Raw genomic sequence first — 22,615 nt, 5'->3', positions numbered from 1 at the left:
GGTGCGGGTCAGCCAGCGGCGGAGCGTTGCTGGCTGATCGGAAAGCGGTGAGGGGCCTGGATCCGGGCTTGCAGGGTCTCGGCGAACTCGCGGGCCTCGGCCTCGGTGCGGAAGGTGAACGCGTCCTTATTGAGACGGACCTGCCATTTATGGCCGGGGGATTTTGCTAACGCTTTTATCAGGATTTTCATTGCTGACTTCCTCACGTAAAAGAATCGTGGCAAAGGCCGCCAATATAAACCCGAATACGCTCACAAATATGACAGAGGTCAACTCTCGGACTAATGGCGCCGTCCATCAATCGGATGAATAACAGACGGCACCGATGCGGCCCCTTCAGAAGCCTTCCAACACGATTTTGCCCTTGGCCTTGCCGCTTTCCAGCAGCGCATGGGCACGGCGCAGGTTCGCCGCGTTGATCACGCCGAAGTGCTCGCCCACCGTGGTTTCCAGGATGCCGGCGTCTATCAGCTCGGCCACGCGGTTGAGCAGGTTGTGTTGCTCGATCATGTCCGGCGTCTCGAACATCGAGCGGGTGTACATGAACTCCCAATGCAGCGACAGGCTCTTGCGCTTGAGTTTGCTCACGTCCAGCGCCTTGGGATCGTCGATCAGCGCCAGCTTGCCCTGGGGTTGCAGGGCTTCCACCAGTTGATCCAGGTGATGCTCGGTCTGGGTCAGGCTGGCGACGTGGGTCACGTGCGGATGGCCAGCGGTTTTCAGCGCTTCGCTCAGCGGCTGGCTATGGTCGATCACCAAGTCAGCGCCGAGGGCCTTGGCCCACGCCTGGGTCTCCGGGCGCGAGGCGGTGCCGATGACTTTCAATGCGGTGAGCTGGCGAGCCAGTTGGGTCAGGATCGAACCCACGCCACCGGCGGCGCCGACGATCAGCAGGCTCTGGCCTTGATCTTCTTTACCTTCACGCACCTGCAGGCGCTCGAACAACAATTCCCAGGCGGTGATGGCTGTCAGCGGTAAGGCGGCGGCGTCGGCGAAACCCAGGCTCTTGGGCATATGGCCGACGATGCGCTCGTCCACGGTGTGCAACTCACTGTTGCCGCCCGGACGCACCAGCGAGCCGGCGTAGAACACCTTGTCGCCGGCCTTGAACAGCGTCACTTCGCTGCCGACGGCCTTGACCACGCCCGCCACGTCCCAGCCCAGCACCTTGGCGGCGCCGTTTTCCGGGGCGACGTTCTGGCGCACCTTGGTGTCTACCGGGTTGACCGAGATGGCTTTGACTTCCACCAGCAGATCGCGCGGGCCGGCGACGGGGGCTGGCAGTTCGATGTCTTGCAGCGCGTTTGGATCGGTGATCGGCAGTGATGCGTAGTAGGCGATGGCTTTCATGGTGTCTCCGGGAAAATACGCTGATTGACTGTAGGAGCGAGCTTGCTCGCGAAAATCGTTAACGATGACGCAGTGTCTCTATGGCGAATCGCGGTGCTCTTGAGTTGTTCGCGAGCAAGCTCGCTCCTACAGAAAAATGGGGCGGTCAGGCGAGAAACTTCAGGCGCTTGAGTTCAAAGTGTTCGATCACATCGGCAGCCTTGGTGCGGAAACTCTGGATATGCGCGCTCTGGTCATGGGCGGCCAGTGCGGCGTCGTCGGCCCAGCGTTCGAGCATGTAGAAGGTCTCGGGGTGTTGCAGGTCCTGGTGCAGGTCGTATTGCTCGCAACCGGCTTCCAGGCGCGTCGGCGCCAGCAGGCCACGCAGCAAAGGTTCGAGGATGGCCTGTTGGCCGGGCTTGGCGATCAGCGTGGCGATGACGTTAAAAGCAGTGGACATGTTCAACTCCAGACACGTGATGAGCGGGATGGGCAGATGATTGGCTATTTCTCTTGCAGATAAAAGCGGCTAAAACAGCAGTCTGTTTCAATAAAATTTTGATAATGGGTAGGAATGCATGCTGCGCTTTGATGATTTGCAGTTGTTTGTGCGTGCGGCCGACCTGGGCAGCCTGTCGGCGGCGGCGCGGGGGATGGACCTGTCCCCGGCGGTGGCCAGTGCGGCGCTTAAACGCATCGAACAGCAACTGGGCGCGCGCTTGCTGGCGCGTTCGACCCGCAGCCTGCGGTTAACCGCCGAGGGCGAGGGTTTCCTCGAATATGCCCGCGCGGCGCTCAGTTCCCTGGATGAAGGACGGCGCTTGTTGGCCAGTGGCCAGGATCACGTCAGCGGGGTCCTGCAACTGTCCGCACCTTCGGATTTCGGCCGCAACCAACTGCTGCCGTGGCTGGATGAGTTCCAGCGTGAGTACCCCCAACTCAGCGTGCGTCTGCTATTGGGCGATCGCATTGCCGATCTGTTCCGCCAACCGGTGGACATCGCCCTGCGCTACGGCGAGCCCGAAGATTCCAGCCTGATCGCGCTGCCCGTCGCGCCGCAGAATGTGCGTGTGCTGTGTGCCGCGCCCAGCTATCTCGCACGCCACGGCGAGCCCCGACACTTGGAGCAACTGGCCCAGCACAATTGCCTGCTGTACATGCTCGGCAGCCGGGTTCATGACCATTGGAGTTTCCATGACGGCAAACGCGACGTCAGCCTGACGGTCAGCGGTGACCGCTTCAGCGACGATGCCGATGTGGTGCGGCGCTGGGCGGTGGCGGGCGTGGGCATTGCCTATAAATCCTGGCTGGATGTGAGCGCCGATGTGCTGGCCGGACGCTTGCGCGTGATCCTGCCGGAGTTGCGTGGCGAGCGGACACCGCTGAATCTGTTGTGCGCCCACCGTGCGCAACTGAGTAAACCCATCAATCTACTGCGGGAAATGCTCGTGTCCCGCTGTGCGACTTTGACCGCTCAGTGGCCGGATCGAGCAAGCTTTACGTAATAGCCTCCATCACATAAGGAAATTTCACTCAAAACCTGTCCCTATCTGTGCTGTCAGACGCCGCGGAACCGGCGGCGTGCGCACCTATACTTTGGCGCCAACAGCAGCAGACAAATGATTTAACAGGGAGTGAACAGATGGAACAGGCACCTTGCATCAGTCAAATCGCCAGCTTGCTCGCCGATCCCAAACGCACCGCCATGCTCTGGGCATTGATGGACGGCTCGGCCAAGTCCTCGGCGGAATTGGCCGCGCTCGCCGAGCTGTCGCCCGCGTCGGCCAATGCGCACCTGGCGCGGCTGACCGGCAGCGGTTTGCTGCGGGTCGAGGCCCGGCGTGGCACACGGGTGTTTCGGATGGCGGCGGCCGATGTCAGCACCGCCATCGACGCCTTGGCCAGCACCACATTGGCCAGTGCGGTACGCAGCGCCCCCAATGCCTCGGCGGTGGCCCTGGTGGCGCCGCCGCAGTTGCGCCGCGCCCGGCTGTGCCAGGGCCACCTTGGCGGCGAGCTGGCGGCGGGCCTGTATCAGCGAATGATGTCGGCGGGCTGGGTCGAACGTTGTGACCCGCGCATCGACGTCACCCCCAAAGGCGCACGACAGCTGGCGAACCTGGGCATTTTTACCCAGGCACTGGCGTCGCCGGTGGTGTGTGATTGTTCCGACTGGAGCCAGCAGCAACCGCACCTGGGGGGCGCGCTGGGGGCGGGGTTGTTGCAACTGTTCTTACAGTTGAACTGGGTCAGCATCCACAACGAGTCCCGCGCCTTGCTGGTCAGCGATACCGGGCTGGAGGAAATCGGCCGGTTGGCGGCATCGGACGCGCCCTAGCCGCCGATTTGCCGGTAGGCGCGTCGTTTAGAGTTTCAGTCGGGTCGCATCCAGCAATAACCCGGAAAACCCATGCCGCACACTCGATGAGGGGATTTTTCACAGAGGGGATGCGGCATGGGTAGGCAAGGCTATAGCGCAGCGGAACGGCTTGAACGGTTGCCCATCAGCGGCTATCACCGTGTGATCTTTATCATCATTGCCCTGGCGTTTTTCTTCGACTCCATGGACCTGGCCATGATGACGTTCCTGTTGGGCTCGATCAAAACCGAGTTCGGCCTGAGTTCGGCCCAGGCCGGGTTGCTCGCCAGTTCGAGTTTTTTCGGCATGGTGGTGGGCGCGTCGTTGTCCGGGATGCTCGCCGACCGCTTCGGTCGCAAGCCGGTGTTCCAGTGGAGCATCGTGTTATGGGGACTCGCCAGCTACCTGTGCTCCACGGCGCAAACTGTGGAAACGCTGACGCTGTTTCGCATCCTGTTGGGCATCGGCATGGGCATGGAATTTCCGATAGCGCAGTCGATGCTGTCGGAGTTGATTCCCGCCAACAAGCGCGGGCGCTATATCGCCTTGATGGACGGATTCTGGCCCCTGGGCTTTGTGGCGGCGGGTGTGCTGTCTTACTTTTTGTTGCCGGTGATTGGCTGGCGCGACATCTTCCTGGTGTTGGCGGTGCCGGCGGTGTTTGTGCTGGCGATCCGCTTTTTCATCCCGGAGTCGCCACGCTGGTTGGAACAGGCGGGCCGGCATGAAACGGCGGACACGGTGTTGTCGGGCATCGAGCAGAAAGTCCGCGACTCGCTGGGCCGGGCCGATTTGCCGGAACCGATCCGCCTGCCTCGGGTGCAGACCACGCCGGGAGATTTTTTCTCGGCGTTCAAGCAGTTGTGGTCGGTGCAATATCGCCAGCGCACGATGATGATCTGGAGCGTGTGGTTCTTCGCGTTGCTCGGCTTTTATGGGCTCACTTCCTGGCTGAGCGCCTTGCTGCAGCAGTCGGGTTTTGCGGTGACCCAATCGGTGTATTACACGGTGATCATTTCCCTGGGCGGGATTCCGGGCTTCCTGATGGCGGCGTGGCTGGTGGAACGCTGGGGGCGTAAACCGGTGTGCGTCGTGACCTTGCTGGGCGGCGGGGTGATGGCGTTTCTGTATGGGCAGAGTGCTGTGTTCGGCGGCAATGTCGGTCTGCTGATTACCTCTGGCCTGCTGATGCAGTTCTTTTTGTTTGGCATGTGGGCGGTGCTGTACACCTACACACCGGAGCTGTACCCCACCTCGGCGCGGGCGACGGGCTCGGGGTTTGCCTCGGCGATTGGCCGGGTCGGCTCGCTGCTCGGGCCGATGGTGACCGGGCTGGTGTTTCCGATTACCGGGCAGGGCGGGGTGTTTGCCCTAGGCGCGCTGTGTTTTGCCGTGGCGGCGCTGGTGGTGTGGGTGTTCGGGATGGAAACGAAGGGCAAGACGCTGGAAGAGTTGAGTTCCTAACAAATGTGGGAACGGGCTTGCTCGCGATTGCGGTGGCTCAGTCAAATATTTAGCGACTGACACCGCGCAATCGCGAGCAAGCCCGCTCCCACATTTTCAGTTACGGCTTGACCAGTCGCGCATCCAGGCTGTTTTGCGCCAGGCGTTTGGCCTGGTCCTGGGTCATGCCCAGGGCGGTGTACAGCGCATGGAAGTTTTCGGTGACGTAGCCGCCGAAGTACGCCGGGTCATCCGAGTTCACCGTCACCTTCACGCCACGCTCGAGCATGTCGAGGATGTTGTGCTGGGCCATGTCGTCGAACACACACAGCTTGGTGTTGGACAACGGGCACACGGTCAGCGGGATCTGCTCGTCGATGATGCGCTGCATCAGGCGCTCGTCTTCGATGGCGCGTACGCCATGGTCGATGCGCTGGACTTTCAGCAGGTCAATGGCTTCCCAGATGTACTCGGGCGGGCCTTCTTCGCCGGCGTGGGCCACGGTGAGGAAGCCTTCGTGACGGGCACGATCGAACACGCGCTGGAACTTACTCGGCGGGTGCCCCATTTCCGAACTGTCCAGGCCCACGGCCACGAACGCATCACGGAACGGTAGCGCCTGGTCGAGGGTCTTCTCGGCTTCGGCTTCGCTCAGGTGGCGCAGGAAACTGAGGATCAAACCGCTGGTGATGCCCAGTTGCTGCTCGCCATCTTTGAGTGCGGCGGCGATGCCGTTGAGCACCACTTCGAACGGCACGCCACGGTCGGTGTGGGTTTGCGGGTCGAAGAAGGGTTCGGTGTGGATCACGTTCTGTTCTTTGCAGCGCAGCAGGTAGGCCCAGGTCAGGTCGTAGAAATCCTGGGAGGTGCGCAGCACGTCGGCGCCTTGGTAATACAGGTCGAGAAACTCTTGCAGGTTGTTGAAGGCGTAGGCCTTGCGCAGGGTTTCGACGTCGTTCCACGGCAGCGCGATCTTGTTGCGCTCGGCCAGCGCGAACAGCAACTCAGGCTCCAGCGAGCCCTCCAGGTGCAGGTGCAGTTCCGCCTTGGGCAGGGCGTTGAGCCAGTCGTACATGTCTAAAATCTCATCAGGTGCAATGGCGGCATTCTACAGGCCATGGCTGAAATATTTGGCAAAACCTGACCAGCAGGAGAGGATTCACTTTATTCACGCAAGCGCTGTGTGAACTAAGGTGTAACGAAACGTTAGCAGCGCAACGCAGTCTGTACCCCATCACTGACTGATTCACCGTTTGATAAGGCCCGGAATGCTCACTTCCCTCAAGCAAGAAAAATACATGCTACTGGCGCTGATTGCCGCCATCGTCGCCTACCCGCTGGAACACTGGATGCTGCACAGCGGGCAATCGGTGGCGCTGCTGGCCGGTTTGGCGCTGATCGGCTTTATCGTGATGGCTTCCATGCGTGTCGCCCATCATGCCGAGCAACTGGCAGAAAAAGTCGGCGACCCCTACGGCACCATGATCCTGACCCTGGCCGCCGTGCTGGTGGAGGTGGTGATCCTGGCGATCATGATGAGCAACGAGGCGTCGCCCACCTTGGTGCGCGACACCATCTACTCGGCGGTGATGCTCGACATCAACGGCATCCTCGGCCTGGCCGCGCTGATGGGCGGCATCAAGCATGGTGAACAGTCCTACAACGATGATTCGGCGCGCACCTACAGCGTGATGATCCTCACCGCGATGGGGGTGTCGATGGTGGTGCCGGAATTTATCCCCAAAGCCGATTGGAAAATTTACTCGGCCTTCACCATCGGCGCGATGGTGGTGCTCTACACCTTGTTCCTGAGGATGCAGGTGGGGCCCCACAGTTACTTCTTCAGCTACCGCTACCCGGAAAAACGCCGCAAGAAACTACCGGAAGACGAGATCGAGCCGCCGGTGAACCTGGCGTTCTCCGTCGGTACGTTGGTGTTTGGCGTGATTGTGATCGGTGCGCTGGCCGAGGTGATGTCCAAGACCCTCGACCTGGGACTGGAAGGTACAGGCGCGCCGCCGGTGGTCACGGCGATTGTGGTGGCAGCCATTTCCGCGGCGCCGGAGATTCTGACCGCCTTGCGCGCGGCCCTGGCCAACCGCATGCAGTCGGTGGTCAACATCGCGCTGGGTGCCTCGTTATCGACGGTGATTCTGACGGTGCCGGTGATGGAAGCCATGGCGCTTTACACCGGCCAGCCGTTTCAGATGGCAATGACACCGGTGCAGACCGTCATGGTGCTCATCACGTTGATCGTCAGCGCGATCAACCTCAACGATGGCGAAACCAACGCCATCGAAGGGATGACCCATTTCGTGCTGTTTGCGACGTTTATCATGCTGTCGCTGCTGGGGGTGTAGTCAGCCGGCGATCAACTGTCGCGCGGCCTGGCTGTGATCGGCGATCAAGCCTTTGAGGTCCAGGCCTTCAACCTGACCGTCAATCACGCGCCATGTGCCGCCGATCATCACCCGATCAGCCCGGTCCGCGCCGCACAGCAGCAGTGCGGCAATCGGATCATGGCTGCCGGAGAAGCGCAGTTCATCGAGTTTGAACAGCGCCAGATCAGCCTGTTTGCCTACGGCCAATTCGCCGATATCCGTACGCCCGAGTAACTGTGCCGACCCCCGGGTCGCCCAGCCCAGTACCCCTTCGGGGGTGATTTTTTCCGCGCCATAGCGCAGGCGCTGGATATACAGGGCCTGGCGCGTTTCGAGAATCATGTTCGACGCATCGTTGGAGGCCGAACCGTCGACGCCGAGGCCGATCGGTGCGCCAGCGGCGAGCAGGTCCAGGGTCGGGCAGATACCGGAAGCCAGGCGCATGTTCGAGCTTGGGCAATGGCAGATACCGGTGCCGGCGGCGCCCAGGCGTGCAATTTCATCCGGGTTGAAGTGAATGCCATGGGCCAGCCAGGTACGTGGGCCGAGCCAGCCAACGCTGTCGAGGTAGTCCACGGTGCGCAGGCCGAAGCGTTGCAGGCAGAAGTCTTCTTCGTCGAGGGTTTCCGCCAGATGGGTGTGCAGGCGCACGTCGAGGCTGTTGGCCAGTTCGGCGCTGGCTTGCATGATCTGCGGCGTGACGGAAAACGGCGAGCAGGGCGCCAGGGCAATCTGGATCTGCGCGCCGTCGCCGCGCTGGTGGTATTCGCGGATCAGGCGTTGGCTGTCGTCGAGGATTACCTGGCCTTGTTGCACGGTCTGCTGCGGTGGCAGGCCGCCGTCCGCTTCGCCCAGGCTCATCGAACCGCGGGTGAGCATGGCGCGCATGCCCAGTTCGCGCACGCATTGCACCTGCATATCAATCGCCTGTTCCAACCCATCGGGGAACAAATAGTGGTGATCGGCCGCCGTGGTGCAACCCGAGAGCAACAGTTCGGCCAGTGCGACTTTGGTGGCCAGGGCGAGTTTTTCCGGGGTGAGCCGTGCCCACACCGGGTACAGGGTTTTCAGCCAGGGGAATAAGGGTTGGTTGACCACCGGCGCCCAGGCGCGGGTCAGGGTTTGGTAGAAATGATGGTGGGTGTTGATCAGGCCGGGAAGGACGACATGCTCGCGAGCATCGAACACCTCGGCGCAAGGCTGTGCGGGTACTTGCCCCAGGGCCAGCACTTCGGCGATCACACCGTCTTGCAGCACCAGGCCGCCACGGGCATCGAGGCCGTTGGCAGTGAAAATCGCGAGAGGGGTTTTTAACCAGATACGGGTCGCAGGCATGGGCCGGCTCCTCTGAATGATGGGTTCAGGTTTGCCAGCTCAGTGTTGCCCTGTCTGCTGATCCAGGGTCGCCGGTGAGGGCGAGGTGCGCAGTCTACGCGCGGAGCGTTATCGACGGCAATCGGCCGATAACGCTCCTGTGGGCCTTACCAGGCGATGGTGTTGCCTTTGTAGTCGATGAAGTGATGGCCGCCCTTGCCGGTATAGGCATTCACCTGGTCCACCAGGCCGCGCACGCTGGTCTCGACATCAATGTGGGCGTTTTCGCCGCCCATGTCGGTCTTCACCCAGCCAGGGTGCAGCGACAACACGGTGGGTTTGTGGTCGCCGAGTTGGTTGATGAAGCTGTTGGTCATGGAGTTGAGCGCGGCCTTGCTCGCTTTGTACAGCGCCAGGTCGGAGCCGTCGGGAATGGTCACGCTGCCCAGTACCGAACTCATGAAGGCCAGCACGCCGCTATCCTTGCGGATCTGCCCGACAAAACGCTGGGCCAGGTTGATCGGTGCCACGGCGTTGGTGAAGAACAGTTGGCCGACTTCGGCCAGGGTGGCGTGGCCGGGCTCTTGATTGGCCGGGCCCTTGACGCCTGCGTTGACGAACAGCAGGTCGAAGGTGCGCGCCTTGAGACGCTGGCTCAGGGCGATCACGGCTTGCTGATCGTCCATGTCGAGTTTCTCGATCTGCACCGGGCCCACGGCCTTGAGGGCGTCGGCCTTGCTCGGATCACGCACGGTGGCGGTCACTTCCCAGCCGTCCTTGAGCAATTGCTTGACCAGGCCAAGGCCCAGCCCGCGTGAGGCGCCGATGATCAGAGCGGTTTTTGGCGTAGACATGAAGGGCTTCCTTTGACATCGCGGTTCAGGGAATTCGGTGGACAACAGTAGCAGCTTCAACGTTGCAGCAGGATGCGCCCGCGGCTCAAGTCGGCGAGCTGGGTTTGCAGGGTCTGGATCTGGGCTTCGCCCATCGCCAGTTGCAGCTCCACACCGTTGGCGGTGAAGTTTTCCTCGACGACCAGCCCGCCGTGTTCGGCCACGCGCAGTTTGACCAGGTTCAATTCGGAGAACCCGCAGGCGCAGCTCAGCGGCACGCGGCTGATCAGCTCGATGCGCTCCGCGGTTTGCAGGCATTTATTCGCGCCACCCCCATACGCGCGCGCGAGACCGCCGGTGCCCAGTTGGATACCGCCGTACCAGCGAATGATCAGCACGGCGACCTGATCAAAACCTTGTGCCTCGATGGCCGCAAGGATCGGCCGCCCAGCGGTACCGCCGGGTTCGCCGTCGTCACTGCTGCGGTATTGATCGCCAAGTTTCCAGGCCCAGCAGTTGTGCGTGGCGTTCAGGTCGCTGTGCTGCTCGAAGAACGCCTGGGCTTCCTGCGGGCTGGTGATCGGTGCCGCGAGGGTAATAAAGCGGCTTTTGCGTATTTCTTCACGAAATTCGCAAAGGCCTGTGAGCGTGAAAGGCATAAGTCGTGTCTTCAGTAGGCTGGCTTGATGCCACAGCCCTTGAGAATGATGTGGATCAGGTTGGTGCCGGCATCGTCCATGTCCTGCTTGGTCAGCTTGGTGCGACCGGTGACGCGGCAGATCTGGGTGGCAAAGTCTGCGTAGTGCTGGGTACTGCCCCATAACAGGAAGATCAGGTGCACGGGGTCGATGGGGTCCATCTTGCCGGCGTCGATCCAGGCCTGGAACACCGCCGCCCGGCCGCTGAACCAGGCGCGATAATCCTGGCTGAAATATTCGGTGAGGCATTCGCCGCCGCTGATGATCTCCATGGCGAATATCCGCGAGGCCTGGGGCTGGCGCCGCGAGAACTCCATCTTGGTACGGATATAGCGGGTCAGCGCTTCGGCCGGGTCATCCTCGGCGGTCAGCGCGTTGAAGGTACTGTCCCACAACTCCAGGATATTGCTGAGCACGGCGATATACAGGCCCAGCTTGTTGGTGAAGTAGTAGTGCAAGTTGGCCTTCGGCAGCCCGGCACTGGCGGCGATGGTGTTCATGCTGGTGCCTTTGTAGCCATGACGCGCGAACTCATCTTCAGCAGCCTGGAGAATCGCCTGTTCGTTCTTTTGACGAATGCGGCTGGCGGGCTTACCGGCGTGGATGCTGTGGGCAGGAACTTCGAGGCTCATGGAGGTTTCCGTGCTGATCGATAGAGACGACGTGTGCACAGATTACTCACCCTCAAGCCTCAGACAAGTCCTGATGCAATAAAACCGTCAAAGCGGTTCCAGTGTGTCGCTCTCCGGCGCGTGCTTTGCCGCCGTGGCGGTCACTTTGGCTTCCGGTAACAGGAGGCACAACGCAATCGCAGTCAACCCGCCGCTGGTGATGGCCGAGTCGAACAGGTTCTGCACCAGGGTTGGCATCAAATGCAACAAATTGGGCTGTGCGGCGATGCCCAGGCCCACGCCAAACGATGTCGCGATGATCAGCATGCTGCGTCGGTCCAACGGCACCTGGGCGAGGATGCGCACGCCGGCGGCGGCCACGCTGCCGAACATCACCAGGGTCGCGCCGCCCAATACCGGTTTGGGGATTTGCTGCAGCACCGCGCCAATCAGAGGGAACAGGCCCAGGCAAAACAGCACCACGCTGATATACAGGCCGACGTAACGGCTGGCCACGCCGGTGAGTTGGATCACGCCGTTGTTCTGGGCAAAGGTGGTATTGGGAAAGGCGCTGAAGGTGGCGGCGATCATGCAACTGACGCCATCGCCCAGCACGCCGCCCTTGAGCCGACTTATATAAGAAGGGCCGCTGATGGGCTGGCGGGCGATCATGCAGTTGGCGGTGAGATCGCCCACGGTTTCGATGCTGCTGATCAGATAAATCAGCGCGATCGGCAGGAAAGCGCTCCAGTCGAAGTTGAAACCGAAGCGGAAGGGGATTGGCACGCTGATCAACGGCAAGTCGGGCAGGGCGTGGGGCACCAGTTTGCCGCTGAACCAGGCCGCGAGGCTGCCGAGGGCCAGGCCGATGATGATCGCCGAGAGGCGCACCCACGGTGTGTTGGAGCGGTTGAGCAGAATAATCGTCAGGACCACGAACACGCCCAGTGCCAGGTTGATGGGCGCGCCGAAGTCAGGGGCGTTGAAGCCGCCGCCCAGATCGGTGATGCCCACTTTGATCAGGCTGATACCGATCAGGGTAATCACAATCCCGGTCACCAGCGGTGTGATCACCCGGCGCAGTTGGCCGATAAAGCGGCTCAGCACGATTTGCACCGCGGCACCGAAAAAGCACACGCCGAAGATCATCGCCATGATGTCCTCAGGGCTGCCGCCGCGTTGCTTCACCAGGAAACCCGCCGACAGCACCGCACCGAGAAACGCGAAGCTGGTGCCTTGCAGGCAGATCATCCCTGCGCCGATACCAAACGGCCTACGCGCCTGGATGAACGTGCCGACGCCGGACACCATCAGCGCCATGCTGATCAGGTAGGGCAAATGGGCGGTGAGGCCCAGGGTGGAACCGATGATCAGCGGCGGGGTGATGATGCCGACGAACGCGGCCAGCACATGTTGCAGTGCGGCCAGCAGTGCCGGGGCGGGTTTGGGGCGGTCGTTGAGGCCATAGATCAGGTCGCTGGGGCTGGAGGATTCTGGTGGCATGGTGGGCAAACTCGAGGCGGACGGTTCTAGGTCCCCGTGTCCTTGCAAAAAGCTGTCCAGTTGCTCAGCTTTTTGCGCAAGGCCCGAGTTAGCGCGTTGCCGCCAGGCTTTCCAGGAAGCTTTCCAGCACCAAATGAGGGCGACGGCCCTTGCGCGTGACCGATGCCAGGCTTAAATCGTAAAAACGCGTAGCCGATTTCAGAGCACGTAGTCGGCCTTGTTGTACCCACAGGCTGGCGTAGTGATCGGGCAAGTAGCCGATATAGCGGCCGGTTAGGATCAGGAAGGCCATGCCTTCGCGGTCCGAAGCGCTGGCGGTGCAATTGAGTGCCTGGTAATGGGCCTGGATCTCGGCGGGCAATCGAAAGGTCGGGGCGATCGCGTCCTGGGCGTTGATGCGCTCGTCGTCCAGTTGCTTGTCGTCGGCATAAAACAGCGGGTGGCCAACCGCGCAATAGAGCAACGAGCGTTCGCTGTACAGCGGTTGGTACTCAAGCCCGGACAGGGCGCTGGCCTGAGGCACTACGCCGACATGCAGGCGGCCGTCGAGTACACCTTGTTCGACTTCGTTGGGGGCGATCATGCGGATCTGGATCTGCACGTCCGGACCACGCTCCTTCAATTGGGCCAGGGCATGGGTGATGCGCATGTGGGGCAGGGTGACCAGGTTGTCGGTCAGGCCAATGATCAACTCGCCGCGCAAATGCTGGTGCAGGCCGTTTACCTCAGTGCGGAAACTTTCCAGCGCACTTAATAGTTGCAGTGCCGATTGATAGACCTCGCGGCCTTCTTCGGTGAGGGAGAAACCGGCACGGCCCCGTTGGCACAGGCGCAGGCCCAAGCGTTGTTCAAGGTCGCTCATCTGCTGGCTGATGGCCGAGCGGCCGATGCCTAGTACGGTTTCCGCCGCGGAGAAGCCACCGCATTCCACGACGCTGCGAAAGATGCGCAACAGGCGGATATCGAAGTCGCTGACTTGGGCCAGGGGATCGTGTCGACGGCTGCTCATAGTTTAGTGAAGGCCTGACTGAAGGTTAGAAGAGTTGGATTTCATCGACTTTATCCCCGTGGCAATTTAGCTGCAAGAACGCTTTTCAATCCCGACGCTGCCTTTTGCCCTGCGAGGTTTTGCTGATGAACATGCCCGAAAACGCCCCATCGTCCCTGGCCAGCCAACTGAAGTTGGACGCTCACTGGATGCCTTACACCGCCAACCGTAACTTCCAGCGCGACCCGCGCCTGATCGTGGCCGCCGAAGGCAGTTGGTTGACCGATGACAAGGGCCGCAAGGTCTATGATTCGTTGTCGGGGTTGTGGACGTGCGGCGCCGGGCACACGCGCAAGGAAATCCAGGAAGCGGTTGCCAAACAATTGGGCACCTTGGACTACTCCCCAGGCTTCCAATATGGTCATCCGTTGTCCTTCCAACTGGCGGAAAAGATTACCGACTTGACCCCGGGCAACCTGAACCACGTATTTTTCACCGACTCCGGCTCCGAGTGCGCCGATACAGCGGTGAAAATGGTGCGTGCCTACTGGCGTCTGAAAGGCCAGGCCACCAAGACCAAGATGATCGGCCGCGCCCGTGGGTATCACGGTGTGAACATCGCCGGCACCAGCCTGGGCGGCGTCAACGGCAACCGTAAGATGTTTGGGCAGGCGATGATGGACGTTGATCATCTGCCTCACACCTTGCTGGCAAGTAATGCTTTCTCCCGTGGTATGCCGGAGCAGGGCGGTATCGCGTTGGCCGATGAGCTGCTCAAGCTGATCGAACTGCATGATGCCTCGAACATCGCCGCTGTATTTGTCGAGCCAATGGCCGGCTCCGCAGGCGTACTGGTGCCGCCACAGGGCTACCTCAAGCGTCTGCGTGAAATCTGCGACCAGCACAACATCCTGTTGGTATTCGACGAAGTGATCACCGGTTTCGGCCGCACCGGTTCGATGTTCGGTGCCGACAGCTTCGGTGTGACGCCGGACCTGATGTGCATCGCCAAGCAAGTCACCAACGGCGCGATCCCAATGGGCGCGGTGATTGCCAGCAGCGAGATCTATCAGACCTTCATGAACCAGGCGACGCCTGAGTACGCGGTGGAATTCCCCCACGGCTACACCTACTCGGCGCATCCGGTGGCTTGCGCGGCGGGCTTGGCTGCATTGGACCTGTTGCAGAAGGAAAACCTGGTGCAGAGCGTAGCCGAAATCGCCCCGCACTTTGAGAATGTGCTGCACGGTGTGAAGGGCAGCAAGAACGTGATCGACATCCGTAACTACGGCCTGGCTGGTGCGATCCAGATTGCCCCGCGTGATGGTGATGCGATCGTACGTCCATTCGAGGCCGGTATGGCTTTGTGGAAGGCCGGGTTCTATGTGCGCTTCGGCGGCGACACCCTGCAGTTCGGGCCAACCTTCAACAGCAAGCCGCAGGACCTGGATCGTCTGTTCGACGCGGTCGGCGAAGTGCTGAACAAGATCGACTGATTTCTCCTTCTATATAGAACAATTTTTCAGGAGCCCTGCATGAGCCTCATCCAGCATTTGATCAACGGCCAGTTGGTCAGCGAGTCCGGTCGTACTGCCGATGTGTACAACCCATCCACCGGCCAGGTGATCCACCAGGTGCCGCTGGCCAGTCGTGAGACCATTCAGAGTGCGATTGACTCGGCCAAGGCTGCGTTTCCGGCATGGCGTAATACCCCGGCGGCCAGGCGCGCTCAGGTAATGTTCCGCTTCAAGCAATTGCTGGAGCAGAACGAAGCGCGTATCTCGCAGTTGATCAGCGAAGAGCACGGCAAGACGCTCGAAGACGCGGCCGGCGAACTCAAGCGCGGGATCGAGAACGTGGAATACGCGTGCTCGGCACCGGAGATTCTCAAAGGCGAGTACAGCCGCAACGTGGGGCCGAACATTGATGCCTGGTCGGACTTTCAGCCATTGGGCGTAGTGGCGGGTATTACCCCGTTCAATTTCCCGGCGATGGTACCGCTGTGGATGTACCCGCTGGCGATCGTCTGCGGTAACTGCTTCATCCTCAAACCGTCGGAGCGCGATCCGAGTTCGACGCTGCTGATTGCGCAACTGCTGCAGGAAGCGGGTCTGCCTAAAGGCGTGCTGAGCGTGGTGCACGGCGACAAAGGCGCGGTGGATGCATTGATCGAAGCGCCTGAAGTCAAAGCGCTGAGCTTTGTGGGCTCGACGCCGATTGCCGAGTACATCTATGCCGAGGCGACCAAGCGCGGTAAACGCGTGCAGGCGCTGGGCGGAGCGAAGAACCATGCGGTGTTGATGCCGGATGCCGATCTGGATAACGCGGTCAGTGCGCTGATGGGCGCGGCCTATGGTTCCTGCGGTGAGCGTTGCATGGCGATCTCGGTTGCCGTGTGCGTGGGTGATCAGGTGGCGGATGCGTTGATTGCCAAGCTGGTGCCGCAGATCAAGGCGTTGAAGATTGGCGCAGGCACCACCTGTGGGCTAGACATGGGTCCCTTGGTGACAGGGCAGGCGCGCGACAAAGTCAGCGGCTACATCGAAGACGGTGTGGCTTCCGGTGCGGAGCTGGTGGTTGATGGTCGAGGGCTGAGCATTGCCGGGCACGAAGAAGGCTTCTTCCTGGGCGGCAGCTTGTTCGACCGTGTTACGCCTGAGATGCGCATCTATAAGGAAGAGATCTTCGGGCCAGTGCTGTGTGTCGTGCGAGTGAACAGCCTGGAAGCGGCGATGCAACTGATCAACGATCATGAATACGGCAACGGCACCTGCATTTTCACCCGTGACGGTGAGGCGGCGCGTTTGTTCTGTGATGAGATTGAAGTGGGCATGGTTGGCGTGAACGTTCCACTGCCGGTACCGGTGGCGTACCACAGCTTCGGTGGTTGGAAGCGCTCGCTGTTTGGCGACTTGCATGCCTATGGGCCGGATGGGGTGCGTTTCTATACCCGGCGCAAGGCAATCACCCAGCGCTGGCCGCAACGGGCCAGCCATGAAGCGTCGCAGTTCGCGTTTCCCAGCTTGTAAGGTTGAATGAACAAAAGCCGGCCCCTAGGGGCCGGCTTTTGTATTTTAGAGCCCCTTTTGACTGATATGACAGAAATGTGAAAAAAGGAGTTGACGGCAGATTCTGGAAGTCTATAATTCGCCCCACTTCCGGCGCAGTCGAAACGGAAAACTCCTTGGTAAACAAAGAGTTATGCAAGATTCGACAGCGACCTGCTTCAGTTCATCGAAGCCCAGAAGGAGTTGGTAGGGCAGCGTAGTTTGGCTCTATTAACGTTTCGATCCTCTCGGTCGAAAGCGGAGAAAAAGAGGTGTTGACAGCAGCGTGTAACGCTGTAGAATTCGCCTCCCGCTAACGAGAGATCGGAAGCGCAAGTGGTTGAAGTTGTTGAGGAAGCCCTCGAAAACTTCTGAAAATAATCACTTGACAGCAAATGAGGCTGCTGTAGAATGCGCGCCTCGGTTGAGACGAAAGATCTTAACCAACCGCTCTTTAACAACTGAGTCAAGCAATTCGTGTGGGTGCTTGTGGAGTCAGACTGATAGTCAACAAGATTATCAGCATCGCAAGTTACTCCGCGAGAAATCAAAGATGTAACCAACGATTGCTGAGCCAAGTTTAGGGTTTCTTAAAAACCCAAAGATGTTTGAACTGAAGAGTTTGATCATGGCTCAGATTGAACGCTGGCGGCAGGCCTAACACATGCAAGTCGAGCGGTAGAGAGAAGCTTGCTTCTCTTGAGAGCGGCGGACGGGTGAGTAATGCCTAGGAATCTGCCTGGTAGTGGGGGATAACGTTCGGAAACGGACGCTAATACCGCATACGTCCTACGGGAGAAAGCAGGGGACCTTCGGGCCTTGCGCTATCAGATGAGCCTAGGTCGGATTAGCTAGTTGGTGGGGTAATGGCTCACCAAGGCGACGATCCGTAACTGGTCTGAGAGGATGATCAGTCACACTGGAACTGAGACACGGTCCAGACTCCTACGGGAGGCAGCAGTGGGGAATATTGGACAATGGGCGAAAGCCTGATCCAGCCATGCCGCGTGTGTGAAGAAGGTCTTCGGATTGTAAAGCACTTTAAGTTGGGAGGAAGGGCAGTTACCTAATACGTGATTGTTTTGACGTTACCGACAGAATAAGCACCGGCTAACTCTGTGCCAGCAGCCGCGGTAATACAGAGGGTGCAAGCGTTAATCGGAATTACTGGGCGTAAAGCGCGCGTAGGTGGTTTGTTAAGTTGGATGTGAAATCCCCGGGCTCAACCTGGGAACTGCATTCAAAACTGACTGACTAGAGTATGGTAGAGGGTGGTGGAATTTCCTGTGTAGCGGTGAAATGCGTAGATATAGGAAGGAACACCAGTGGCGAAGGCGACCACCTGGACTAATACTGACACTGAGGTGCGAAAGCGTGGGGAGCAAACAGGATTAGATACCCTGGTAGTCCACGCCGTAAACGATGTCAACTAGCCGTTGGGAGCCTTGAGCTCTTAGTGGCGCAGCTAACGCATTAAGTTGACCGCCTGGGGAGTACGGCCGCAAGGTTAAAACTCAAATGAATTGACGGGGGCCCGCACAAGCGGTGGAGCATGTGGTTTAATTCGAAGCAACGCGAAGAACCTTACCAGGCCTTGACATCCAATGAACTTTCTAGAGATAGATTGGTGCCTTCGGGAACATTGAGACAGGTGCTGCATGGCTGTCGTCAGCTCGTGTCGTGAGATGTTGGGTTAAGTCCCGTAACGAGCGCAACCCTTGTCCTTAGTTACCAGCACGTTATGGTGGGCACTCTAAGGAGACTGCCGGTGACAAACCGGAGGAAGGTGGGGATGACGTCAAGTCATCATGGCCCTTACGGCCTGGGCTACACACGTGCTACAATGGTCGGTACAGAGGGTTGCCAAGCCGCGAGGTGGAGCTAATCCCAGAAAACCGATCGTAGTCCGGATCGCAGTCTGCAACTCGACTGCGTGAAGTCGGAATCGCTAGTAATCGCGAATCAGAATGTCGCGGTGAATACGTTCCCGGGCCTTGTACACACCGCCCGTCACACCATGGGAGTGGGTTGCACCAGAAGTAGCTAGTCTAACCCTCGGGAGGACGGTTACCACGGTGTGATTCATGACTGGGGTGAAGTCGTAACAAGGTAGCCGTAGGGGAACCTGCGGCTGGATCACCTCCTTAATCGACGACATCAGCTGATCCATAAGTTCCCACACGAATTGCTTGATTCATTGAAGAAGACGATAAGAAGCAGCCCGAAATTGGGTCTGTAGCTCAGTTGGTTAGAGCGCACCCCTGATAAGGGTGAGGTCGGCAGTTCGAATCTGCCCAGACCCACCAATTTTGTGTGGGAAACGCCTGTAGAAATACGGGGCCATAGCTCAGCTGGGAGAGCGCCTGCCTTGCACGCAGGAGGTCAACGGTTCGATCCCGTTTGGCTCCACCACTACTGCTTCTGGAAGTTGAAAGCTTAGAAATGAGCATTCCATCGTGATGATGGTGAATGTTGATTTCTAGTCTTTGATTAGATCGTTCTTTAAAAATTTGGGTATGTGATAGAAAGATAGACTGAACGTTACTTTCACTGGTAACGGATCAGGCTAAGGTAAAATTTGTGAGTTCTCTTAATTGAGAGTATCGAATTTTCGGCGAATGTCGTCTTCACAGTATAACCAGATTGCTTGGGGTTATATGGTCAAGTGAAGAAGCGCATACGGTGGATGCCTTGGCAGTCAGAGGCGATGAAAGACGTGGTAGCCTGCGAAAAGCTTCGGGGAGTCGGCAAACAGACTTTGATCCGGAGATGTCTGAATGGGGGAACCCAGCCATCATAAGATGGTTACCTTACACTGAATACATAGGTGTAAGGGGCGAACCAGGGGAACTGAAACATCTAAGTACCCTGAGGAAAAGAAATCAACCGAGATTCCCTTAGTAGTGGCGAGCGAACGGGGACTAGCCCTTAAGTGGCTTTGAGATTAGCGGAACGCTCTGGAAAGTGCGGCCATAGTGGGTGATAGCCCTGTACGCGAAAATCTCTTAGTCATGAAATCGAGTAGGACGGAGCACGAGAAACTTTGTCTGAATATGGGGGGACCATCCTCCAAGGCTAAATACTACTGACTGACCGATAGTGAACTAGTACCGTGAGGGAAAGGCGAAAAGAACCCCGGAGAGGGGAGTGAAATAGATCCTGAAACCGTATGCGTACAAGCAGTGGGAGCAGACTTTGTTCTGTGACTGCGTACCTTTTGTATAATGGGTCAGCGACTTATTTTCAGTGGCGAGCTTAACCGAATAGGGGAGGCGTAGCGAAAGCGAGTCTTAATAGGGCGTCTAGTCGCTGGGAATAGACCCGAAACCGGGCGATCTATCCATGGGCAGGTTGAAGGTTGGGTAACACTAACTGGAGGACCGAACCGACTACCGTTGAAAAGTTAGCGGATGACCTGTGGATCGGAGTGAAAGGCTAATCAAGCTCGGAGATAGCTGGTTCTCCTCGAAAGCTATTTAGGTAGCGCCTCATGTATCACTGTAGGGGGTAGAGCACTGTTTCGGCTAGGGGGTCATCCCGACTTACCAAACCGATGCAAACTCCGAATACCTACAAGTGCCGAGCATGGGAGACACACGGCGGGTGCTAACGTCCGTCGTGAAAAGGGAAACAACCCAGACCGTCAGCTAAGGTCCCAAAGTTATGGTTAAGTGGGAAACGATGTGGGAAGGCTTAGACAGCTAGGAGGTTGGCTTAGAAGCAGCCACCCTTTAAAGAAAGCGTAATAGCTCACTAGTCGAGTCGGCCTGCGCGGAAGATGTAACGGGGCTCAAACCATACACCGAAGCTACGGGTATCACTTAGGTGATGCGGTAGAGGAGCGTTCTGTAAGCCTGTGAAGGTGAGTTGAGAAGCTTGCTGGAGGTATCAGAAGTGCGAATGCTGACATGAGTAACGATAATGGGTGTGAAAAACACCCACGCCGAAAGACCAAGGTTTCCTGCGCAACGTTAATCGACGCAGGGTTAGTCGGTCCCTAAGGCGAGGCTGAAAAGCGTAGTCGATGGAAAACAGGTTAATATTCCTGTACTTCTGGTTATTGCGATGGAGGGACGGAGAAGGCTAGGCCAGCTTGGCGTTGGTTGTCCAAGTTTAAGGTGGTAGGCTGAGATCTTAGGTAAATCCGGGATCTTAAGGCCGAGAGCTGATGACGAGTTATCTTTTAGATGACGAAGTGGTTGATGCCATGCTTCCAAGAAAAGCTTCTAAGCTTCAGGTAACCAGGAACCGTACCCCAAACCGACACAGGTGGTTGGGTAGAGAATACCAAGGCGCTTGAGAGAACTCGGGTGAAGGAACTAGGCAAAATGGCACCGTAACTTCGGGAGAAGGTGCGCCGGTGAGGGTGAAGGACTTGCTCCGTAAGCCCATGCCGGTCGAAGATACCAGGCCGCTGCGACTGTTTATTAAAAACACAGCACTCTGCAAACACGAAAGTGGACGTATAGGGTGTGACGCCTGCCCGGTGCCGGAAGGTTAATTGATGGGGTTAGCTAACGCGAAGCTCTTGATCGAAGCCCCGGTAAACGGCGGCCGTAACTATAACGGTCCTAAGGTAGCGAAATTCCTTGTCGGGTAAGTTCCGACCTGCACGAATGGCGTAACGATGGCGGCGCTGTCTCCACCCGAGACTCAGTGAAATTGAAATCGCTGTGAAGATGCAGTGTATCCGCGGCTAGACGGAAAGACCCCGTGAACCTTTACTATAGCTTTGCACTGGACTTTGAATTTGCTTGTGTAGGATAGGTGGGAGGCTTTGAAGCGTGGACGCCAGTTCGCGTGGAGCCAACCTTGAAATACCACCCTGGCAACTTTGAGGTTCTAACTCAGGTCCGTTATCCGGATCGAGGACAGTGTATGGTGGGTAGTTTGACTGGGGCGGTCTCCTCCTAAAGAGTAACGGAGGAGTACGAAGGTGCGCTCAGACCGGTCGGAAATCGGTCGTAGAGTATAAAGGCAAAAGCGCGCTTGACTGCGAGACAGACACGTCGAGCAGGTACGAAAGTAGGTCTTAGTGATCCGGTGGTTCTGTATGGAAGGGCCATCGCTCAACGGATAAAAGGTACTCCGGGGATAACAGGCTGATACCGCCCAAGAGTTCATATCGACGGCGGTGTTTGGCACCTCGATGTCGGCTCATCACATCCTGGGGCTGAAGCCGGTCCCAAGGGTATGGCTGTTCGCCATTTAAAGTGGTACGCGAGCTGGGTTTAGAACGTCGTGAGACAGTTCGGTCCCTATCTGCCGTGGACGTTTGAGATTTGAGAGGGGCTGCTCCTAGTACGAGAGGACCGGAGTGGACGAACCTCTGGTGTTCCGGTTGTCACGCCAGTGGCATTGCCGGGTAGCTATGTTCGGAATAGATAACCGCTGAAAGCATCTAAGCGGGAAACTAGCCTCAAGATGAGATCTCACTGGGACCTTGAGTCCCCTGAAGGGCCGTCGAAGACTACGACGTTGATAGGTTGGGTGTGTAAGCGCTGTGAGGCGTTGAGCTAACCAATACTAATTGCCCGTGAGGCTTGACCATATAACACCCAAGCAATTTGCGTCGAAAGGCCAGATTGCGGTGTGTGAAGACGAAACGAACCGAAAGTTCGAATCTCACAAAACACCGATTGCTATCACATACTCAATTTGCTGAAGCGAGGCCATCAGGTCACGAGTCAGTACCCGAATTTCTTGACGACCATAGAGCATTGGAACCACCTGATCCCATCCCGAACTCAGTAGTGAAACGATGCATCGCCGATGGTAGTGTGGGGTTTCCCCATGTGAGAGTAGGTCATCGTCAAGATTAAATTCCGAAACCCCTGTTTGCTTACGCAGACAGGGGTTTTGTTTATAGTAGAAGTCCATGAATTCAGCTGGGACGTTGCTCACGCTACGATCCGGCATACAGAATTTCTTGACGACCATAGAGCATTGGAACCACCTGATCCCATCCCGAACTCAGTAGTGAAACGATGCATCGCCGATGGTAGTGTGGGGTTTCCCCATGTGAGAGTAGGTCATCGTCAAGATCAAATTCCAAAACCCCTGTCTGCTAGCGCAGACAGGGGTTTTGTCGTTTAGGGGGGACAGATCT

Annotated in this window: 16 protein-coding genes, 2 tRNA genes and 4 rRNA genes; 12 read left to right on the top strand and 10 right to left on the bottom strand. The window is 58.4% G+C overall.

Features of this window, described 5'->3' with window-relative positions:
• Positions 1-8 precede the first annotated feature (8 nt).
• The 3 genes from ACLH0J_RS00240 to ACLH0J_RS00230 form a co-directional block, all read right to left on the bottom strand.
• Positions 9-191: a hypothetical protein gene (locus ACLH0J_RS00240; RefSeq protein WP_078835590.1), complete on the bottom strand. Its 183-nt coding sequence runs from the start codon at positions 189-191 to the stop codon at positions 9-11.
• Positions 192-336: 145 nt separating this feature from the next.
• The gene (locus tag ACLH0J_RS00235; protein WP_411390366.1) at positions 337-1,350 is read right to left on the bottom strand and encodes a zinc-binding alcohol dehydrogenase family protein; all 1,014 of its coding nucleotides are present in this window, start codon (positions 1,348-1,350) and stop codon (positions 337-339) included.
• Positions 1,351-1,495: 145 nt separating this feature from the next.
• Positions 1,496-1,789: a putative quinol monooxygenase gene (locus ACLH0J_RS00230; RefSeq protein WP_411390365.1), complete on the bottom strand. Its 294-nt coding sequence runs from the start codon at positions 1,787-1,789 to the stop codon at positions 1,496-1,498.
• A 118-nt stretch (positions 1,790-1,907) separates the two neighbouring features.
• Between ACLH0J_RS00230 and ACLH0J_RS00225 the strand changes: the two genes are divergently transcribed.
• The 3 genes from ACLH0J_RS00225 (at position 1,908) to ACLH0J_RS00215 (ending at position 5,152) form a co-directional block, all read left to right on the top strand.
• Positions 1,908-2,834, top strand: a complete 927-nt coding sequence (locus ACLH0J_RS00225) for a LysR family transcriptional regulator (protein ID WP_411390364.1) — start codon at positions 1,908-1,910, stop codon at positions 2,832-2,834.
• Between the two features lie 137 nt (positions 2,835-2,971).
• Entirely contained in the window at positions 2,972-3,667 is a 696-nt protein-coding gene (locus tag ACLH0J_RS00220; protein ID WP_411390363.1) for an ArsR/SmtB family transcription factor, read from the top strand.
• A gap of 117 nt (positions 3,668-3,784) precedes the next feature.
• Complete coding sequence (locus ACLH0J_RS00215; protein ID WP_411390362.1) at positions 3,785-5,152, top strand: MFS transporter; 1,368 nt, start codon at positions 3,785-3,787, stop codon at positions 5,150-5,152.
• Between the two features lie 100 nt (positions 5,153-5,252).
• Here the strand turns inward: ACLH0J_RS00215 and ACLH0J_RS00210 are convergent, their stop codons facing one another.
• Positions 5,253-6,206 (bottom strand): adenosine deaminase, encoded by a 954-nt coding sequence (locus ACLH0J_RS00210; RefSeq protein WP_321142506.1) that lies wholly within the window; start codon positions 6,204-6,206, stop codon positions 5,253-5,255.
• A gap of 193 nt (positions 6,207-6,399) precedes the next feature.
• On the opposite strand from ACLH0J_RS00210, the gene ACLH0J_RS00205 reads away from it, so the two are divergent.
• Complete coding sequence (locus ACLH0J_RS00205; RefSeq protein WP_411390361.1) at positions 6,400-7,491, top strand: calcium:proton antiporter; 1,092 nt, start codon at positions 6,400-6,402, stop codon at positions 7,489-7,491.
• On the opposite strand, the gene ACLH0J_RS00200 is transcribed toward ACLH0J_RS00205, so the two are convergent.
• The 6 genes from ACLH0J_RS00200 to ACLH0J_RS00175 all read right to left on the bottom strand — a co-directional run bounded on the left by ACLH0J_RS00200 (position 7,492) and on the right by ACLH0J_RS00175 (position 13,480).
• Positions 7,492-8,847 (bottom strand): 8-oxoguanine deaminase, encoded by a 1,356-nt coding sequence (locus ACLH0J_RS00200; protein ID WP_411390360.1) that lies wholly within the window; start codon positions 8,845-8,847, stop codon positions 7,492-7,494. It abuts the gene before it with no gap.
• A gap of 146 nt (positions 8,848-8,993) precedes the next feature.
• Positions 8,994-9,680: an SDR family oxidoreductase gene (locus ACLH0J_RS00195; protein ID WP_411390359.1), complete on the bottom strand. Its 687-nt coding sequence runs from the start codon at positions 9,678-9,680 to the stop codon at positions 8,994-8,996.
• A 56-nt stretch (positions 9,681-9,736) separates the two neighbouring features.
• On the bottom strand, positions 9,737-10,318 hold the full coding sequence (locus tag ACLH0J_RS00190) for an IMPACT family protein (RefSeq protein ID WP_411390358.1): 582 nt from the start codon (positions 10,316-10,318) through the stop codon (positions 9,737-9,739).
• 11 nt (positions 10,319-10,329) lie between these two features.
• Positions 10,330-10,989 carry a TetR/AcrR family transcriptional regulator gene (locus tag ACLH0J_RS00185; protein WP_010567635.1) on the bottom strand — a complete coding sequence of 220 codons (660 nt, stop codon included), beginning with the start codon at positions 10,987-10,989 and terminating at the stop codon, positions 10,330-10,332.
• Between the two features lie 87 nt (positions 10,990-11,076).
• Positions 11,077-12,471: a uracil-xanthine permease family protein gene (locus tag ACLH0J_RS00180; protein WP_411390357.1), complete on the bottom strand. Its 1,395-nt coding sequence runs from the start codon at positions 12,469-12,471 to the stop codon at positions 11,077-11,079.
• 88 nt (positions 12,472-12,559) lie between these two features.
• A complete protein-coding gene (locus ACLH0J_RS00175) occupies positions 12,560-13,480 on the bottom strand; it encodes a LysR family transcriptional regulator (protein ID WP_411390356.1) in 921 nt (306 codons plus the stop codon).
• Positions 13,481-13,605: 125 nt separating this feature from the next.
• Here ACLH0J_RS00175 and ACLH0J_RS00170 point away from each other — a divergent pair, with 125 nt between their 5' ends.
• From ACLH0J_RS00170 to rrf (ACLH0J_RS00135), 8 genes are all read left to right on the top strand, one after another.
• Entirely contained in the window at positions 13,606-14,955 is a 1,350-nt protein-coding gene (locus tag ACLH0J_RS00170) for an aspartate aminotransferase family protein (RefSeq protein WP_411390355.1), read from the top strand.
• Between the two features lie 39 nt (positions 14,956-14,994).
• Positions 14,995-16,488: a CoA-acylating methylmalonate-semialdehyde dehydrogenase gene (locus tag ACLH0J_RS00165; protein ID WP_411390354.1), complete on the top strand. Its 1,494-nt coding sequence runs from the start codon at positions 14,995-14,997 to the stop codon at positions 16,486-16,488.
• A 628-nt stretch (positions 16,489-17,116) separates the two neighbouring features.
• Positions 17,117-18,653: ribosomal RNA gene (locus ACLH0J_RS00160) — 16S ribosomal RNA — on the top strand.
• Positions 18,654-18,735: 82 nt separating this feature from the next.
• Positions 18,736-18,812 (top strand) — tRNA-Ile (locus ACLH0J_RS00155).
• 30 nt (positions 18,813-18,842) lie between these two features.
• A tRNA-Ala gene (locus ACLH0J_RS00150) sits at positions 18,843-18,918 on the top strand.
• A 247-nt stretch (positions 18,919-19,165) separates the two neighbouring features.
• Positions 19,166-22,057, top strand: a 23S ribosomal RNA gene (locus ACLH0J_RS00145).
• Between the two features lie 151 nt (positions 22,058-22,208).
• Positions 22,209-22,324 (top strand): 5S ribosomal RNA (gene rrf, locus ACLH0J_RS00140).
• A gap of 110 nt (positions 22,325-22,434) precedes the next feature.
• Positions 22,435-22,550, top strand: a 5S ribosomal RNA gene (gene rrf, locus ACLH0J_RS00135).
• The 16S, 23S and 5S rRNA genes sit together here with 2 tRNA genes alongside, the layout of an rRNA operon.
• Positions 22,551-22,615 lie beyond the last annotated feature (65 nt).

It is taken from the genome of Pseudomonas sp. MPB23 (assembly GCF_046605395.1).
Lineage (GTDB): Bacteria > Pseudomonadota > Gammaproteobacteria > Pseudomonadales > Pseudomonadaceae > Aquipseudomonas.
Note: the sequence above shows the minus strand (reverse complement) of the source record. Positions and strands in the feature narration are given on the sequence as shown.

What these genes read in the sequence shown, in the direction of transcription:
- ACLH0J_RS00240 (WP_078835590.1), bottom strand. Translation starts at nt 191, where the DNA reads ATGAAAATCCTGATAAAAGCGTTAGCAAAATCCCCCGGCCATAAATGG.
- ACLH0J_RS00235 (WP_411390366.1), bottom strand. Translation starts at nt 1,350, where the DNA reads ATGAAAGCCATCGCCTACTACGCATCACTGCCGATCACCGATCCAAAC.
- ACLH0J_RS00230 (WP_411390365.1), bottom strand. Translation starts at nt 1,789, where the DNA reads ATGTCCACTGCTTTTAACGTCATCGCCACGCTGATCGCCAAGCCCGGC.
- ACLH0J_RS00225 (WP_411390364.1), top strand. Translation starts at nt 1,908, where the DNA reads ATGCTGCGCTTTGATGATTTGCAGTTGTTTGTGCGTGCGGCCGACCTG.
- ACLH0J_RS00220 (WP_411390363.1), top strand. Translation starts at nt 2,972, where the DNA reads ATGGAACAGGCACCTTGCATCAGTCAAATCGCCAGCTTGCTCGCCGAT.
- ACLH0J_RS00215 (WP_411390362.1), top strand. Translation starts at nt 3,785, where the DNA reads ATGGGTAGGCAAGGCTATAGCGCAGCGGAACGGCTTGAACGGTTGCCC.
- ACLH0J_RS00210 (WP_321142506.1), bottom strand. Translation starts at nt 6,206, where the DNA reads ATGTACGACTGGCTCAACGCCCTGCCCAAGGCGGAACTGCACCTGCAC.
- ACLH0J_RS00205 (WP_411390361.1), top strand. Translation starts at nt 6,400, where the DNA reads ATGCTCACTTCCCTCAAGCAAGAAAAATACATGCTACTGGCGCTGATT.
- ACLH0J_RS00200 (WP_411390360.1), bottom strand. Translation starts at nt 8,847, where the DNA reads ATGCCTGCGACCCGTATCTGGTTAAAAACCCCTCTCGCGATTTTCACT.
- ACLH0J_RS00195 (WP_411390359.1), bottom strand. Translation starts at nt 9,680, where the DNA reads ATGTCTACGCCAAAAACCGCTCTGATCATCGGCGCCTCACGCGGGCTG.
- ACLH0J_RS00190 (WP_411390358.1), bottom strand. Translation starts at nt 10,318, where the DNA reads ATGCCTTTCACGCTCACAGGCCTTTGCGAATTTCGTGAAGAAATACGC.
- ACLH0J_RS00185 (WP_010567635.1), bottom strand. Translation starts at nt 10,989, where the DNA reads ATGAGCCTCGAAGTTCCTGCCCACAGCATCCACGCCGGTAAGCCCGCC.
- ACLH0J_RS00180 (WP_411390357.1), bottom strand. Translation starts at nt 12,471, where the DNA reads ATGCCACCAGAATCCTCCAGCCCCAGCGACCTGATCTATGGCCTCAAC.
- ACLH0J_RS00175 (WP_411390356.1), bottom strand. Translation starts at nt 13,480, where the DNA reads ATGAGCAGCCGTCGACACGATCCCCTGGCCCAAGTCAGCGACTTCGAT.
- ACLH0J_RS00170 (WP_411390355.1), top strand. Translation starts at nt 13,606, where the DNA reads ATGAACATGCCCGAAAACGCCCCATCGTCCCTGGCCAGCCAACTGAAG.
- ACLH0J_RS00165 (WP_411390354.1), top strand. Translation starts at nt 14,995, where the DNA reads ATGAGCCTCATCCAGCATTTGATCAACGGCCAGTTGGTCAGCGAGTCC.